Below are 15894 nucleotides of genomic sequence, written 5' to 3' on the forward strand. Positions count from 1 at the left end.
GTCTAACCGCTTTTCATACGCGGCTAGTCTTTCTGGCGCTTTGAGTTTTCTTGATAGTCATCCAGATGATGTTGAAATAGCAACACCAGCCTACTGGCGAGGGATTTTTGGAGACTATAAAGACTGGACCAGCAGTCCTCATTCGCTGGAGAGCATAGCCAAGCAATCTGATAAAAAGACTAAGCTTTGGGCATGGTGCGGTGAAGAGGATTTTCTCTACGAGGCCAATCAGGTGGCTGTGAAAAATCTGCGAGAATTAGGCATGGATATCACCTACAGCCATAGCCCGGGTACGCATGAATGGTACTACTGGGAAAAGCAGATGGAGCAGGTTTTAGCTTGGCTGCCAATTGACTTTGTCCTCGAAGAAAGACTGTCTTAAAAAATCATGCGATTCAGCGGATTCTGGATCGAGAATGTGATATAATAATAACGTTTGAATACGAAAGCAGGGGCAAGATATTCCTGCTATTCCCAAATAGGAGATCGAAAATTGACAAAAGATATTCGAGTGCGTTATGCACCAAGTCCAACAGGACTATTACACATCGGAAATGCGCGGACGGCGCTCTTTAACTACCTTTATGCTTGTCATCATGGCGGAACTTTTATTATCCGTATTGAAGATACTGACCGCAAGCGCCATGTCGAAGATGGTGAGCGTTCACAGCTTGAAAACCTTCGTTGGTTGGGCATGGATTGGGATGAAAGCCCTGAAACACATGAAAACTACCGCCAATCAGAGCGTTTGGAATTGTATCAAAAATACATTGACCAATTGCTAGCAGAAGGAAAAGCCTACAAATCTTACGTTACAGAAGAAGAATTGGCTGCTGAGCGCGAACGTCAAGAAGCAGCAGGTGAAACACCACGCTACATCAATGAATATCTTGGCATGAGCGAAGATGAAAAAGCAGCTTACATCGCAGAACGTGAAGCAGCAGGCATCATTCCAACGGTTCGTCTGGCTGTCAATGAAGCTGGTATCTACAAGTGGACGGACATGGTCAAGGGCGAAATTGAGTTTGAAGGCGGAAATATCGGTGGCGATTGGGTGATCCAAAAGAAAGACGGCTATCCAACTTACAACTTTGCTGTTGTCATCGATGACCACGATATGCAAATCTCTCACGTTATCCGTGGAGACGACCATATTGCCAATACTCCAAAACAGCTCATGGTTTATGAGGCGCTTGGTTGGGAAGCTCCAGAGTTCGGTCATATGACTTTGATTATCAACTCTGAAACGGGTAAAAAATTGTCTAAGCGCGATACCAACACCCTTCAGTTTATCGAAGACTACCGTAAAAAGGGTTATTTACCAGAAGCAGTCTTTAACTTTATCGCTCTTCTCGGTTGGAATCCTGGTGGCGAGCATGAAATCTTCTCTCGTGAAGAACTCATCAAACTCTTTGATGAAAACCGCCTCAGCAAATCTCCAGCGGCCTTTGACCAGAAAAAGATGGACTGGATGAGCAATGAGTACATCAAGAATGCGGATTTTGAAACAATCTTTGAAATGGCAAAACCATTCTTGGAAGAAGCAGGACGCTTGACCGACAAGGCTGAGAAATTGGTTGAACTCTACAAACCACAAATGAAATCAGTAGATGAGATTGTTCCTCTGACAGATCTTTTCTTCTCAGATTTCCCAGAATTGACAGACGCTGAGCGCGAGGTCATGGCAGGAGAAACCGTTCCTGTTGTTCTAGAAGCCTTCAAAGCGAAACTGGAAGCAATGACGGATGAAGAATTTGTGACAGAAAATATCTTCCCACAAATCAAAGCCGTCCAAAAAGAGACAGGTATCAAGGGCAAGAACCTCTTCATGCCAATCCGTATCGCTGTTTCTGGCGAAATGCACGGTCCAGAATTGCCAGATACCATCTATCTATTAGGCCGCGAAAAATCTATCCAGCATATCGACAATATGTTGAAAAAAATTCAATAAGATGAGAGTGGGACAGAAATCGGTCATTCGTTAGAATTCGATTTCGTCGTCCCACCTCCGCACAGTTGAGTAGGGCTGTAAAAGCTGATGGAATCAGCCTAGTAGAGCCCACTCAACCACTGCGTCTTGCTCGACAATCCAAATACAATTGAGAGGCTAGGACTTTTGTCCCAGCCTTTTGCTTTCTAAAAAGCTGTATTTATGTTACAATAATGTTACAAGAACAGGAAAATATTGCGAGGTGCTAAAGATGAAAAAATGGATGATTCTCTTGGCTGGAACTCTGGTGGCATCGTCTGTGTTAGTGGCCTGCGGCCAAAAGAAAGAAAAACCGACATCGCCTTCTAGCAGTTCCAAAGTTAGCTCGACCTCGACCAGCTCAGCTTCTTCCAAAAAGTCTGAGACGAGCAAAAGTTCGACAGAGCTGTCTACTGAAACAACTAGTTCGGACACTTCTATTTCTAGCGGTCAGGAAAACAGTCAAGAACCTTCGGAGCCAGCAACTAAGGAGTCTTCTGCTAAGTCAGAAAGCAAGGAGGAAAGAGAACCTGCCGCTACCTCTAGTTTAAATATGCAGGCCATTGCTTCTGGGGACTTTTCTAGCATGGCTGGTACTTGGCAGGATGCCAATGGCGTTACTTATACATTTGATGCCAAGGGACTTGTATCAGATGTTGCTAAGTTGGAGCTCGGTTACGCTGGTATGGATGAAAATGGAATTTATCGTACAAGCATTCGTTGGCATAATCTCACAGGTGCTGCCTTGTCTATTATTCCCGCTGGGAAAAAGCTGCCAGCGGGAGAGACTGTTAGCGGGCAGGATCCGACTGATAGCAATCGAGATCGCTTCATTATTGCCCAAGGCATCTCAGAGCACCCAGACGTTTTTTACCGTGTAAAATGAGAGTGGGACAGAAATCGGTAATTCGTTAGAATTCGATTTCGTCGTCCCACCTCCGCACAGTTGAGTAGGGCTGTAAAAACTGATGAAATCAGCGTAGTAGAGCCCACTCAACCACTGCGTCTTGCTCGACAATCCAAAGACAATTGAGAGGCTAGGACTTTTGTCCCAGACTCTTTTTTGGAGCTGAGCGGCTGGTTTCTTCTCTCCAAACTACTTCTTTCATTCGGTAAAACTATTCAAAAAGAGGGCTCGCATTGCAACCCTAGCCCTTATTGGCTTTTTGGGAAAATATGGTATAATAGAGTTAATTTTGGTGGATGGAGTTGAGTTTTGAGAAAAAACTATCGCGTCAAGAGCGAAAAAGATTTCAAGGCGATTTTTAAAGCTGGGCAGAATTTTGCCAATCGAAAGTTTGTCATTTATAAATTAGAAAAAGATCAGCGCCATTTTCGAGTGGGGATTTCAGTCAGTAAAAAGCTGGGCAATGCAGTTGTCCGCAATAGTATCAAAAGAAAGATTCGTCATGTCTTGATTCAGCATCGGGCAGATTTGACCAAGGATGACTTTGTTGTTATTGCCCGCAAGGGAGTTGAAACTTTGGACTACCACCAAGTGGAACAAAATTTATTGCATGTCTTGAAAGTTGCAAAAATTTATCAGGAAGGATTTGTTTGTGAAAAAGAAGAGTAAAATAGGATTTCTTTTAGCGGCTTCGCTGCTCATTCTGACGGCTTGTGGCACCAGCGAAGTGACCGCTAATTCAAGTGATTTTTGGGAGAAATTAGTTTATTTCTTTGCGGAGATGATTCAATTCTTGTCCTTCAATGGAAGTACAGGGATTGGGATTATTCTCTTTACGTTGATTATTCGGACAGTCTTGTTGCCAGTCTTTCAATTTCAGACGACCTCATCCAGAAAGATGCAGGAAGTTCAGCCTCATATCAAGAAGCTTCAGGAAAAATATCCGGGCAAAGATATGGATAGCAGAGCAGCTTTGGCAGAGGAAACCAGCAAGCTTTATAAAGAAATGGGAGTCAATCCCTATGCTGCATTCCTTCCGCTCTTTATCCAAATGCCAGTGCTTGTGGCACTTTTTCAAGCTCTGACACGAGTTGAATTTCTAAAAACAGGTCACTTCCTCTGGCTTAATCTAGGAACAACAGATCCGACCTTTATCCTACCTATTCTCGCTGCTCTCTTTACTTTCTTTAGCACTTGGCTATCCAATAAAGCCTTGCCAGAAAAAAATGGTGGAACAGCAGTGATGACCTACCTGATGCCAGTATTGATTTTCTTCTTTGCGGTGTATGCAGCCAGCGGGGTTGCTCTTTACTGGACAGTCTCCAACGCCTATCAAGTTGGTCAGACCTTGCTTTTGAGCAATCCTTTTAAGATCATTGCTGAACGTGAAGCGAAGGCAAAGGCGGAGCGCCAATTGGAAATGAAGAAAAAACGTGCCCTTCAAAAAGCACAGAAAAAGAAAAAGTAAAAAGGAGGACTCTTGCAGATGGTTATTTTTACAGGAGCAAGTGTTGAAGAAGCGATTCAAAATGGACTAAAAACGCTGGATATCCCACGAATGAGAGCACATATTACTGTTGTTTCGCGTGAAAAGAAAGGTTTTCTCGGTTTATTTGGCAAGAAACCTGCGCAGGTAGATGTGGAGCCGATTGCTGAAACGACTGTGGCCAAGGCTAACCAACAGGCGGTAAAAGGAGTTCCTGAGGAAATCAATGCACAAAACGAGCCGGTACAGAGTGTTAGTGAAGCAACAGTCGACTTAGGGCGAGTGGTGACAGCTATCAAAAAGGCCGAAGGCGAAGGTGAAGCTGTTTCAGAAAAAATCAAGGCTGAAATTCTTAAAAACGATAAAGACGCCAGTACCATTCTGGAAGAAACAGGTGCAATTGATTTCTTAAAGACCAGTCAAGCGGTTGATGAAGCACAGACTCAGAAAGACTCAGAGGAAGATAGCTCTTTAGCAGAAGTGGCACCTAGTCAGCAAGAGCCAGCTGAGTCGTCCTTCTTTGACTTGGGTATCCAGGTTGAGGATGATTGTGATATTGAAGAAGTTGTCGCAAGTGTGACCACATATGTGCAAAAGATTGTGGATGAAATGGATGTTGAAGCGACTCTTTCTAGTAGCCACAATCGCCGGACAATCAATATGCAAATCGATACGAATGAGCCAGGGCGCGTGATTGGTTACCACGGTAAAGTCTTGAAAGCCTTGCAGCTGTTGGCTCAGAATTATCTTTACAATCAATATTCTAAGAGTTTCTACATTTCTATCAATGTAAATGACTATGTGGAGCATCGGGCAGAAGTTTTGCAAAGCTATGCGCAAAAATTGGCTCAGCGTGCTCTAGAGGACCGTCGCAGCCAGCATACGGATCCTATGTCCAATAGTGAGCGTAAAATCATCCACCGAATTATCTCAAGAATTGATGGTGTGACTAGCTATTCAGAAGGCGATGAGCCTAACCGCTACGTTGTTGTAGATATTGATTCGGAATAAATCTTAACCAGCTGCTCAGCTGGTTTTTAGATACAGAAAGGAGAAAATTCTATGTCACTTTTTCCAGCTATTGAGTCGTTTTTGACTGTTCAAGGAAGTAAATACATTTCACCAGACAAGGCAGGAGAACTGCGAGAGACAATGTTGGATTTGAAAGCTAGAGGTCAGGCCGCTCGGCAGGAGTTTGCGAACTTGGTCCGAGACTTTCAGGCTCTCTATCCCAAGCTGAGTCTGGAGCGGACCAGCAATTGGCTGAATCAGGCTCAGATTTTACGCCCACATTTTTGGAATTATCTAAAAGGCTATGGGGACATCACAGAGCCTATGTTCGCCCTGCGCTTGTATGGGACTGCAGAAGATTTTGGGGTCTCGCTAGAGGTGAGCTTCATGGAGCGCAAGAAAGACGAGCACAGTCTCAGCAAGCAAAATCGGGTACTGAATCTGCCTATTCAACCGCCAGCTTACTATTTTGCCCAGATAGATGGTGTGAGTCAACGCTTCGAAGCTACGGAGGTAAATAGACAGTATCTAAGCCAGCAGGTGGCTACAGGATTAGTCCGCAAGGTTTTAATCAAATATGATGTCAATCTTTCCGAGGCTACGAGCAAGCAACAAGTTCTGTCGGAGCTTGAGCAGGCTATGACAGCCTTGATTCCCTTCTATGAAGCGACACGATTTGAATGATTTCGCTTCCAAAAAGAAACAATTCTTTCAATACTATTGACAAACAGGAGAGAATCCGATAGAATAGTAAAGTATGTTTAGTAACTGATCACTTTATAGCCGGCTAAACGAATACAAAATCTATGAGGAGGTATTCATCGTGAAACGTACTTATCAACCAAGTAAACTTCGTCGTGCGCGCAAACACGGATTCCGTAACCGTATGTCAACTAAAAACGGTCGTCGCGTATTGGCAGCTCGTCGTCGTAAAGGGCGCAAAGTTTTGGCTGCATAATCCAAACGATTACCATAAAGAAACCAGTGGAGACTCGAGACCGCTGGTTTTTCTATTGCTCTTGATAAAATAGGCTTCTATGGTTTAAGGGTGGCTAGTATTGCTATGAAAGAGTCCGTGCAGAATAGGAACTTTACATGAAATGGAAGGTAAACGGGCTAGTCTAGGAGGTTTCTCGCGTATTTATTAGCTAGTTTGAATAAAAGAAAAGAGAGTGGGACAGAAATCGGTAATTCGTTAGAATTCGATTTCGTCGTCCCACCTCCGCACAGTTGAGTAGGGCTGTAAAAGCTGATGAAATCAGCGTAATAGAGCCTACTCAACCACTGCGTCTTGCTCGACAATCCAAAGACAATTGAGGAGTTTGGGACAAAAAGATTTCAATTTTTAAAAATCTTAATTATTAAGCCCTTCAAATCTATAATTAAATGCGAAAAGCGAACAAAGCAGAATTCTGATTACCAGAAAACTAGTTTTGTTCGCTTTTTATATTTGAGGTCGGACTTTTGTCCCAGCCTCTTTTGATGATTATTTGGAATGTAAGTACGCTTTCTATCAAGCAGCTAAGAGCAGGGGATAGAGATAGCAAAGTAGCGTGAAACTAATAAGGGCGTAGAAGATACCGATTCGGATCGCTTGGATGGGCTTGTAGAAACGAATCAGAGTCAGAATACACCAGACCAGTAGAACGAGGATAAACCAGGCTGAAATCAGGCGCAATGGTGTTGGACCATAAAGATAGATATAGATACCAAAGAGTTTCCAGCCAGCAAGCAAGGCCAGCAAAAAGGCGAAAATAAAGAGGATAGTGCTGGCTAGACGAGTACCTTTCTGGTCCCAGAGAGGTTTTTGAGCCAGCAAATAAAAGGCGGCTAGCACAGCGAAATTTAGAAGTGATACACGAACGAGTTGCCAGAAGCCAGCAACAGCAACGGTTGAGGCATTTTGTGGAGAAATGGTTTGGAGGCTAGTGCCAGCACTAAGGAGTTCGCTTAATTCTCCTAAACCAACGAGGAAAAAGAGAGCGTAGGTCAGGCAGAGACTACCGATGATGATATAGGCTGTAAAAGCAGGGAACATCCGCAGTGGCTGAATTTTATTTTGGAAGCTTTGGTAGGTAACTTTGATATTTTTTTGATTCAATAAGCCACCAACAATCAGACTGTAGAGATAAAGGCCGATAGGTAGGGCCAAAAAGAGGCGAAGAGCGATGGCATCTGTATCAAGATTAGCAAAAATCAAGTCAAAGAAAAGATGCAAGGCATCAGCTGTATCACTAAAGAAAAGAGCAAATCGATCAGAGACTTGGCTGAGTTGTGACCAAACGAAGAAGACAAGCATACCAGCAATAAGAAGGCTACTTGCTATCATCGTACTTTGGACTGCTTTTTTAGAAGAATCGCTGTCTTCGGTAGTTGTATCTGAAATCTTGTCTCTCAGAGCAAAGACCTGAAGACCGGCGAAAAAGTTTCTAAAAGGTAGAATGACAAAGGCCTGAATGCTATCGTACCAAACCATGATCCCCAAGCGACCTTGATTGAGCCAACCGGTCCTCGATAGGATATAAAAAGAAAAGGAGATGTGGAGAGTCAAAGCTTGAAAAATCTCTAATTGCGGGTGAAAACCCCAGATACTGAGAGCCAGTGCCTGAGTCAGGCTGAGAATCAGGAAAAGATTGGACTCGAGCCCGGCAGAGGCCTCCTTTTCGATTTGAGGCAAGCTTGTCGGCGTTTTTCTTAATAACCACTCGGTCAGGCTAATCAAACCAATCGCAATAGGAAAAAAGTAAATGCTCTTGTTGCCGTCAATGGCAACTGTATAAAAGTAGGCTAAAAAATAGAGAATGAGAGAGCTGATTCTAAAATTCTTCAGTTCCTTTATGTTTAAAGCTGAGAAGATGCTTTTTCGCTCTTCGCCTTTTTCAAAAGGAAGGTAGGGTTGCCCCGTCCTTTGTTCTTGTAATGGTGTTTCCATGATTATTCCTCCTCAGTTTCATCTGTGATATATTCAAGAATATCGCCGGGTTGGCAGTCCAATTCCCGACAAAGGGCATTAAGTGTTGAAAAACGTATTGCCTTGGCTCGGTTATTTTTCAAGATGGACAAGTTGGCAGGGGTGAGGTCAATCAATTCTGCTAAGCGCCCAGCACTAATCCGTTTTTGAGCCATGACAAGGTCTAAATTTATCTGAATCATAGTCCCTCCTAAATCGTGTAGTCTACTTCTTCTTGTAGCTCAATTGCCTTGCCAAAAGCATTGCGGATAACCCGAATAATCAAGGTTAAAATGCAGCAAGAAACGGCTACGAGGAGCATGGGCATATAGACTGTCAAGCCCATAAAGAAAGAAATGAGGGCGACCATTCCGACTTCCCAGCCCAGATAGCGCATATACTGTACATTCTGTCTGATAAAGACCTGATTTTTCCCGATGCGGCTGAGGAGCCGATAGAGATGTACGATACAGGTCAGAGCCAGACAGCCCAAGACATAGCCTAGAAGCAACAATATCCAATAGCGACTTTCTCCCTGAAAGAAAGGTGAGGGAAATTCGATGACTAGGCTGACTACCCAAGGCCCGATGGCTATCAGGACAATGGAAGCAATAAATAAAATGCTGAGGCTGATTTTTGTAAGCACAATGCTTATATCTTCAGCTGTTTTTTGTCTTGTCTTTGACATGGATTCCTCCAAATAATTTCTATTTTTATTTACTATAACACAAAATATATCGATAATCAATAACAAAATATCGAAAAATAATAAAAAATTATCAAAAAACAGTAAAATTATTTTTTATAGGCGTTGAAAAAATAATAAATACCCGCTGGAATAGATGGAGAGAAAGTAAAGCTCTTGCCCCTTTAACTGACTTTTTTGGTATAATGAAAGGCAGGAAATACAAGGAAGTAAAGCATGAAAATTTTTGATACACACACGCATTTAAATGTGGAAGAATTTGCCGGGCGAGAGGCAGAGGAGCTCCAGCTAGCTGCAAAAATGGATGTCAGCAATATGAATGTTGTCGGTTTTGACCGGACGACCATTGAGCGCGCCTTGGAGTTGGCAGACAATTATGAGCAGATTTACGCTACGATTGGCTGGCATCCGACTGAGGCTGGGACTTATGATGAGGCAGTGGAAGTCTATCTGCTGGACAAGCTTGCTCATCCAAAAGTGGTGGCTCTGGGCGAGATTGGTCTGGATTATCACTGGATGACAGCGTCCAAGGAAGTGCAAGAGCGAGTATTTCGCCGACAAATCCAGCTGTCCAAAGAGTTAGATCTGCCCTTTGTCGTCCACACGCGCGACGCTTTAGAGGACACCTATGAGCTTATCAAGAGTGAGGGTGTAGGCCCTCGTGGCGGTATCATGCACTCTTATTCGGGTTCTTTGGAAATGGCAGAGCGCTTTATCGAGCTGGGGATGATGATTTCCTTTTCTGGAGTTGTCACCTTTAAGAAAGCGACGGATATTCAAGAAGCTGCACAGAATCTGCCTTTGGACAAAATCCTCGTCGAGACGGATGCACCTTACTTGGCGCCTGTTCCCAAACGCGGCCGAGAAAACAAAACAGCCTATACCCGCTATGTTGTAGAGAAAATTGCAGAACTTCGTGGGCTGACTGTCGAAGAAGTAGCGCAGGCGACCTATGAAAATGCAAAGAAGGTGTTTGGGCTTGACTGAGAAGATGAAAATCCCTCAAGTGGTCGTTGTGGAAGGGCGTGATGACACAGCCAATCTCAAGCGCTATTTTGATGTTGAGACCTATGAAACTAGAGGTTCTGCCATTAGCGATGCAGATATCGAGCGGATTCGCCGCCTGCAGAACTTGCATGGAGTCATTGTTTTTACAGATCCTGACTTCAATGGCGAGCGGATTCGCCGTCTGATCATGACGGAAATTCCCGCTGTCCAACATGCCTTTCTCAAGCGTGACGAAGCAGCTCCCAAGTCTAAGACCAAAGGGCGCTCGCTAGGCATTGAGCATGCGAGTTTTGAAGACTTAAAGATAGCCCTCGCTGGAGTAACCAGCCATTTTGAGTCAAGCAGTGATTTTGATGTGACAAAGAATGACCTCATGCGGCTAGGCCTTCTCATGGGAAGCGACAGCCGTCAGCGTCGAGAGTATCTAGGCGAAGAGCTCCGCATCGGCTATTCTAACGGCAAGCAGCTGCTTAAACGCTTGGAATTGTTTGGCGTGACTTTGGCGGAAGTGGAAGAAACCATGCTCAAATATTCGGTCTAACAGAGTCAGAAATGAAAAAAGTAATTATTACGGGCGGCAATAGCGGTATTGGCTACCAGGCTGCTAAACAGTTAGCTGAAAAGGGGTGGTCAGTGACCCTATTTTGCCGGCGAAAAGAAGCAGCTGAGCAAGCCTGTGAAAAAATCCGTCAACAAACAGGAAATCCGCATGTAGATTATATCTTGGTTGATTTATCTGAGATGAAGAGTGTCAGGAAAGCGGTAGAACAGTATATCCAAAAAGAAGAGACTTTAGATGTTTTAATTAACAATGCGGCTGATTTTGATTTATCGGTCAAAAAGCCGATTCTTACCAAAGACGGATTGGAAAAGCAATTTGCGACCAATGTGGGCGCTCCCTTTTTACTTTCTATCTTGTTGAAGGGCTTGTTGGAACAGTCAGAAAGTGGTCGGATTGTTAATATTTCTTCCCAAGGGCTGGTGCTTTATCCTTTCATGAAGCTTGATTTTGAAAATTTATCTGGTCAAAAACATTACAGCTCTGCTAAGACTTATTATCAAAATAAGCTGGCCTTGTTGATGCTGTCGCTTTATATGCGGAAACAGTGGAAAGGTATCAAGGTTCAGGCAATCCGTGTGACCAATGTCAAAGTAGATATGCGCCGCTATGATCACCTTAGCACTTTTTTGAAAAATCTGTATAAAATTAAGTCAAGATTTTCGATGAGTCCTGAAGAAATGGCAAAAGTCTATACAGCCTTATCTACAGAAGATGGCTATGAGGGATTTTTGTATGACGAGAAATGCAAAGAAGTTAAGGCCAATGCATTTGCTTACGAGGAAGAAGGGCAGAAAAAACTTTACACCTTGCTAGGGCAAATGACCTACGTAAAGGATAACGCATAAAGAATTATAAAATAGAGTCTATAAGGAGAATAGCATTGGCTTGGTTTAATTTTGGGAAGAAAAAAGGAAAAATAGAAGCAACAAAAGAAGTTGTAAAAGAAACAAGCGCCTCTTTGGGAGTGTTTGACTTTTTTACGCTTGGAAAATCCGATCAGGTACTGATCTTGGGCCGATTGAAAGGAAACTTAAAGTTAGGCGACCGTCTACAAGTATGTAATCCTGGTGAAAGCTTTGAGTCTTTTGGCGTGCTGACGGTTGAAAAATTAAGCAATGGAAAAGAAGATTCTAACTTCTTGACAGACGAGCCCCTTGCCCATATTGTTGTAGCTGCATCTGAAATCGCAGGTCGACTTAAAAAGGGGAGTGTTCTCTACACGTCCAATATAGATGAGCGCCAGCTTTTATCTAGTTATACAGATGCCCTCTATACATCTTTTGTGGAAATGCAGAATGGAGATATGAGCAATGAAGACTATCTGCGAGCTAGTTTAGAAGACAGTGTTGAAATTTTGCGTTTGTTCTTATGGGATTGTAGAGAAAATCGACAAAATGGGAGTGAAGAAGAATATCAAAAAAATCTGGCTAAAATTGCCTACCTTGAGGAAGTTGTCAGAGACAAGTTACTTGAAGCAGATGAGGTCTATGTAATTTATTCGCAATTAACAGGAGAGCCTTATATGTTTTCAAAGACATATGACAGAGGGGATGATGGCTACCTGTGTACAGATCCTTTGATTCACCTCTCAACTTCTCGTTGGTACCATCATTACAAAGAAACGTTTGACAGTCAGCCAAATACCGAAGTGAGACGGATTGAAAATACAGAGGACAAGGAGGCTATTAAAAACTTTTTGGGCTCCGCTTTTTACCTTAATGGTGCGCTAGGAATTATCATGAATTCCGATGATGTGTGCATCAAGGCTCAAAGCTTGGTAGAAGAACCTGATTTTTCTAATCTTCCTTGGATCCAAGTGCCTGTTAGGAATCCTGATGTAGTGAGATGGCTACTTTTACTTGGACAGCTAGGTGAGCCAGATACAGAAGACAAACAGCTGGTTGACAGGCTTTATTATGGTTTCTTATCAAAGGCGGTACCTAAGGCTAAATTCCTCATTCCGGTGCGAAGAGGGGAGAATTTCCCTGAAGCGAGCGACGAGGCTAAGGAAGTAATATTAGAAAGAGGGGCTAGTCTAGATTTACCAGTTCGAGAAGGAAAAGAAGGCCGACAAGCTATCTCACTCTTTACAGACTGGAAACGTCTGCAGATGGTTTTTGATGAAGAATGGGACGGAATGATTGAGCCGGCAGGAAATATGATTGCTATGTTTGACTACATTGTCAATGGAACACAGTATCTAAAAGCGGGATGTTACATAAGCCAAGAGTCTTTCAAAGAAATGGAAAAAATAAGCGCCGAGCTAAATGATACTCCAAAGCAGTAGAAGAGGTAAAAATGAAGATCCTAGTTGACAGAATCTCTGTTAGTGCGGGAGATGACACTGTTCCACATAAGACAGAATATAAAGTGTCTGAAGAAATGACAGTTGAAGCTTTCTTTGCTTTTCTTGAAGAGGATAGTTATCTCCCTCTTGTTCAAGGAAATGATGTTGCATGGGAGCTTCGCAATATCAATGGGGAACAGGGAGCCTACTTTACAAAAACAAAAGAGACGCTTCAAGCAGATGCCTTATTAAAGACAATGATTGAAGGGGCGAATGGTGACAACCAATTTGAGCTTACCATTCTACACCTGAAGCTTATTTTAATAGAAAAGAGAAAACATGAGAATTGCAGATTATAGTGTGACCCGTGCCATTCTGGAGCGTCACGGTTTCACTTTCAAAAAATCGTTCGGTCAGAATTTCCTGACGGATACCAACATCCTCCAGAAGATTGTGGATACAGCCGAGATTGATAAAAATGTCAATGTCATTGAAATTGGTCCTGGTATTGGGGCTTTGACAGAATTTTTAGCGGAAAGTGCCGCAGAGGTCATGGCCTTTGAGATCGATGATCGCCTGGTTCCGATTTTGGCGGATACTCTGCGCGATTATGACAATGTGACCGTAGTCAATCAGGATATTCTTAAGGTTGATTTAGCCCAGTACATAGCTGAGTTTAAGAATCCAGACCTGCCTATCAAGGTAGTGGCGAATCTTCCCTACTACATTACAACGCCGATTCTTATGCATTTGATTGAGAGCGGGATTCCTTTTAGTGAGTTTGTCGTGATGATGCAAAAAGAGGTGGCGGATCGAATTTCGGCTCAGCCAAATACTAAGGCTTACGGCAGTTTGTCGATTGCGGTCCAGTATTACATGACGGCCAAGGTTGCCTTCATTGTGCCGCGGACAGTCTTTGTGCCAGCGCCAAATGTGGATTCGGCTATTCTCAAGATGGTTCGCAGAGACCAGCCAGCAGTGGCGGTCCAGAACGAGAAATTCTTTTTCAAGGTTTCCAAGGCTAGTTTTGTTCACCGTCGGAAAACTCTCTGGAACAACCTGACTAGTCATTTTGGAAAGTCAGAGGATACCAAGGATAAATTAACAGCTGCTTTAGAGCAAGCTGAATTGTCTCCAAGTGTCAGGGGAGAAGCCTTGACTTTGGCAGATTTTGCCCGTCTGGCGGATGCCTTGAAGAAACAAGGATTATAAGATTTAAAAACCAGCCCTTTTTGAAAAGAGCTGGTTTTTCTGAAAGAAATTCCAAGAAGCTTTCATAGTTTTTCAAAAGAAAAACTCTTGTCAACTTGGACAAGAGTTCCTGTTCGATGCGGAGGAAGGGATTTGAACCCTCACACCCGTACGGGCACATGCGCCTGAAGCATGCGTGTCTGCCGTTCCACCACCTCCGCTTGCTTTTTATTATAACATATTTTTTGAAAATGCCAATAGTAAAAGCCAAATATATGTTTTTTTGATATAATAATTGTATTAACTTTAAAGGAGCAGTCTTGCAAGGAATAATTATCAAAGCCTTGGCTGGCTTTTATTATGTAGAGTCAGATGGGCAGGTGTATCAGACGAGAGCGCGTGGGAATTTCCGAAAAAAAGGGCAAACGCCTTATGTTGGTGACCATGTCGAATTTTCAGCGGACAAGGATTCTGAAGGCTACATTTTAAAAATCGCCGAGCGAAAAAATAGTTTGGTGCGGCCACCCATTGTCAACATTGATCAGGCAGTTGTCATCATGAGTGCCAGGGAGCCAGATTTCAATGCCAACCTCTTAGATCGTTTTTTGGTGCTTTTGGAGCACAAGCGGATCCATCCTATTATCTACATCAGCAAGTTAGACCTGCTTGAAGATGAGCGAAGCTTGGATATATATGTACAAGCCTATCAGGCCATCGGCTATGAAGTCGTTAAAACCAGTGAGGAGTTACTGCCACTTCTGACAGGGAAAATCACTGTTTTCATGGGCCAGACCGGTGTCGGAAAATCCACTCTGCTCAATAAAATTGCACCAGACTTGCAATTAGAAACAGGAGAAATTTCTGAAAGTCTGGGGCGGGGGCGCCATACGACACGGGCGGTTAGCTTTTATAACCTGAATGGCGGAAAAATTGCGGACACTCCGGGCTTTTCTTCCTTAGACTATGAAGTAGACAAGGCAGAAGACCTGAACGCTGCCTTTCCAGAAATTGCCGAAATCAGTCGGGACTGCAAATTCCGCACTTGTACCCATACACATGAGCCGGCTTGTGCTGTCAAACCAGCCGTAGAAGCCGAGCGAATTGCAGCTTTTCGTTTTGAAAATTACCTGCAATTTCTCAGTGAAATCGAGAATCGTCGTGAAACCTATAAAAAGACAGCTAAAAAACTTCCTAAATAAAGAAAGGAACCATCATGAAAATATTTAAAATTGCTCCCTCTGTTCTGAGTGCGGATTATGCTAATTTTGAGACTGAGTTGAAAAAGCTAGAAGCTAGCGGAGCGGAGTATGCCCATTTGGATGTCATGGATGGTCATTTTGTACCCAATATCAGCTTTGGGGCTGGGGTTGTGGCCAGTATGCGTCCCCACAGCAAGATGGTTTTTGATTGCCATCTCATGGTGTCCAATCCTGAGCATCATATTGAGGAATTTGCTCGAGCAGGTGCAGATATTATCAGCATCCATGTGGAAGCGACGCCGCATATTCATGGAGCTCTGCAGAAGATTCGTGCGGCAGGCGTCAAGCCTAGTGTGGTTATCAATCCAGGAACCCCAGTCGAAGCGATTAAAAATGTCTTGAATCTAGTGGACCAGGTCTTGGTTATGACAGTCAATCCAGGATTTGGCGGCCAGGCTTTTCTGCCCGAAACCATGGGTAAGATTCGTGAACTGGTCGCTCTGCGAGAGGCCAATCAGCTGAACTTTGATATTGAAGTTGACGGTGGGATTGATGATAAGACAATTCAGATGGCTAGAGAAGCTGGCGCCAATATTTTCGTAGCAGGTAGCTATGTCT

The 15894-nt window shown here is 43.4% G+C and carries 17 protein-coding genes, 1 tRNA gene and 2 pseudogenes; 16 read left to right on the forward strand and 4 right to left on the reverse strand.

Annotated elements, in window-relative coordinates; translation table 11 throughout:
* The 8 genes and pseudogenes from Q0191_RS02515 to rpmH all read left to right on the forward strand — a co-directional run.
* Positions 1–382: pseudogene (locus Q0191_RS02515) on the forward strand (esterase family protein); the annotation flags it as partial.
* Between the two features lie 111 nt (positions 383–493).
* The gene (gene gltX / locus Q0191_RS02520; protein WP_297663541.1) at positions 494–1951 is read left to right on the forward strand and encodes a glutamate--tRNA ligase; all 1458 of its coding nucleotides are present in this window, start codon (positions 494–496) and stop codon (positions 1949–1951) included.
* A 250-nt stretch (positions 1952–2201) separates the two neighbouring features.
* On the forward strand, positions 2202–2855 hold the full coding sequence (locus tag Q0191_RS02525; RefSeq protein ID WP_297663543.1) for a DUF6287 domain-containing protein: 654 nt from the start codon (positions 2202–2204) through the stop codon (positions 2853–2855).
* Positions 2856–3185: 330 nt separating this feature from the next.
* Positions 3186–3545: a ribonuclease P protein component gene (gene rnpA, locus Q0191_RS02530; RefSeq protein ID WP_297663546.1), complete on the forward strand. Its 360-nt coding sequence runs from the start codon at positions 3186–3188 to the stop codon at positions 3543–3545.
* Positions 3529–4344, forward strand: a complete 816-nt coding sequence (locus Q0191_RS02535; protein WP_005592102.1) for a YidC/Oxa1 family membrane protein insertase — start codon at positions 3529–3531, stop codon at positions 4342–4344. The genes rnpA and Q0191_RS02535 overlap by 17 nt, the downstream gene beginning before the upstream one ends.
* 18 nt (positions 4345–4362) lie before the next feature.
* Positions 4363–5373 carry an RNA-binding cell elongation regulator Jag/EloR gene (gene jag, locus Q0191_RS02540; RefSeq protein ID WP_045500485.1) on the forward strand — a complete coding sequence of 337 codons (1011 nt, stop codon included), beginning with the start codon at positions 4363–4365 and terminating at the stop codon, positions 5371–5373.
* A gap of 51 nt (positions 5374–5424) precedes the next feature.
* Positions 5425–6057 carry an HI_0552 family protein gene (locus Q0191_RS02545; protein ID WP_297663551.1) on the forward strand — a complete coding sequence of 211 codons (633 nt, stop codon included), beginning with the start codon at positions 5425–5427 and terminating at the stop codon, positions 6055–6057.
* A gap of 139 nt (positions 6058–6196) precedes the next feature.
* Positions 6197–6331 (forward strand): 50S ribosomal protein L34, encoded by a 135-nt coding sequence (rpmH, locus tag Q0191_RS02550; protein WP_000831905.1) that lies wholly within the window; start codon positions 6197–6199, stop codon positions 6329–6331.
* A gap of 555 nt (positions 6332–6886) precedes the next feature.
* On the opposite strand, the gene Q0191_RS02555 is transcribed toward rpmH, so the two are convergent.
* From Q0191_RS02555 to Q0191_RS02565, 3 genes are read right to left on the reverse strand one after another with little or no spacing between them, the layout of a single operon-like run.
* The gene (locus Q0191_RS02555) at positions 6887–8305 is read right to left on the reverse strand and encodes a DUF4153 domain-containing protein (RefSeq protein WP_297663559.1); all 1419 of its coding nucleotides are present in this window, start codon (positions 8303–8305) and stop codon (positions 6887–6889) included.
* A gap of 2 nt (positions 8306–8307) precedes the next feature.
* A complete protein-coding gene (locus Q0191_RS02560) occupies positions 8308–8526 on the reverse strand; it encodes a helix-turn-helix transcriptional regulator (protein ID WP_005591644.1) in 219 nt (72 codons plus the stop codon).
* An 8-nt stretch (positions 8527–8534) separates the two neighbouring features.
* Positions 8535–9011 carry a DUF2975 domain-containing protein gene (locus tag Q0191_RS02565; RefSeq protein ID WP_041826919.1) on the reverse strand — a complete coding sequence of 159 codons (477 nt, stop codon included), beginning with the start codon at positions 9009–9011 and terminating at the stop codon, positions 8535–8537.
* Between the two features lie 234 nt (positions 9012–9245).
* Here Q0191_RS02565 and Q0191_RS02570 point away from each other — a divergent pair, with 234 nt between their 5' ends.
* The 6 genes and pseudogenes from Q0191_RS02570 to rsmA all read left to right on the forward strand — a co-directional run bounded on the left by Q0191_RS02570 (position 9246) and on the right by rsmA (position 14098).
* A complete protein-coding gene (locus Q0191_RS02570; RefSeq protein WP_297663564.1) occupies positions 9246–10016 on the forward strand; it encodes a TatD family hydrolase in 771 nt (256 codons plus the stop codon).
* Entirely contained in the window at positions 9982–10578 is a 597-nt protein-coding gene (gene rnmV, locus Q0191_RS02575) for a ribonuclease M5 (RefSeq protein ID WP_297663566.1), read from the forward strand. The genes Q0191_RS02570 and rnmV overlap by 35 nt, the downstream gene beginning before the upstream one ends.
* Positions 10579–10589: 11 nt before the next feature.
* On the forward strand, positions 10590–11444 hold the full coding sequence (locus Q0191_RS02580) for an SDR family NAD(P)-dependent oxidoreductase (RefSeq protein WP_297663568.1): 855 nt from the start codon (positions 10590–10592) through the stop codon (positions 11442–11444).
* Positions 11445–11479: 35 nt separating this feature from the next.
* On the forward strand, positions 11480–12886 hold the full coding sequence (locus Q0191_RS02585; RefSeq protein ID WP_297663570.1) for an SseB family protein: 1407 nt from the start codon (positions 11480–11482) through the stop codon (positions 12884–12886).
* Between the two features lie 11 nt (positions 12887–12897).
* A pseudogene (locus tag Q0191_RS02590) lies at positions 12898–13229 on the forward strand (hypothetical protein).
* On the forward strand, positions 13226–14098 hold the full coding sequence (gene rsmA, locus Q0191_RS02595) for a 16S rRNA (adenine(1518)-N(6)/adenine(1519)-N(6))-dimethyltransferase RsmA (protein ID WP_297663572.1): 873 nt from the start codon (positions 13226–13228) through the stop codon (positions 14096–14098). Before Q0191_RS02590 ends, rsmA begins: the two are co-directional and overlap by 4 nt.
* Before the next feature lie 117 nt (positions 14099–14215).
* On the opposite strand, the gene Q0191_RS02600 is transcribed toward rsmA, so the two are convergent.
* Positions 14216–14298: transfer RNA gene (locus tag Q0191_RS02600), tRNA-Leu, on the reverse strand.
* Between the two features lie 99 nt (positions 14299–14397).
* On the opposite strand from Q0191_RS02600, the gene rsgA reads away from it, so the two are divergent.
* Entirely contained in the window at positions 14398–15276 is an 879-nt protein-coding gene (gene rsgA, locus Q0191_RS02605; RefSeq protein WP_297663574.1) for a ribosome small subunit-dependent GTPase A, read from the forward strand.
* Positions 15277–15290: 14 nt separating this feature from the next.
* A partial coding sequence (gene rpe, locus Q0191_RS02610; protein ID WP_297663575.1) for a ribulose-phosphate 3-epimerase occupies positions 15291–15894 on the forward strand: 604 nt, incomplete at its 3' end.

This window comes from uncultured Streptococcus sp. (assembly GCF_938036805.1).
Lineage (GTDB): Bacteria > Bacillota > Bacilli > Lactobacillales > Streptococcaceae > Streptococcus.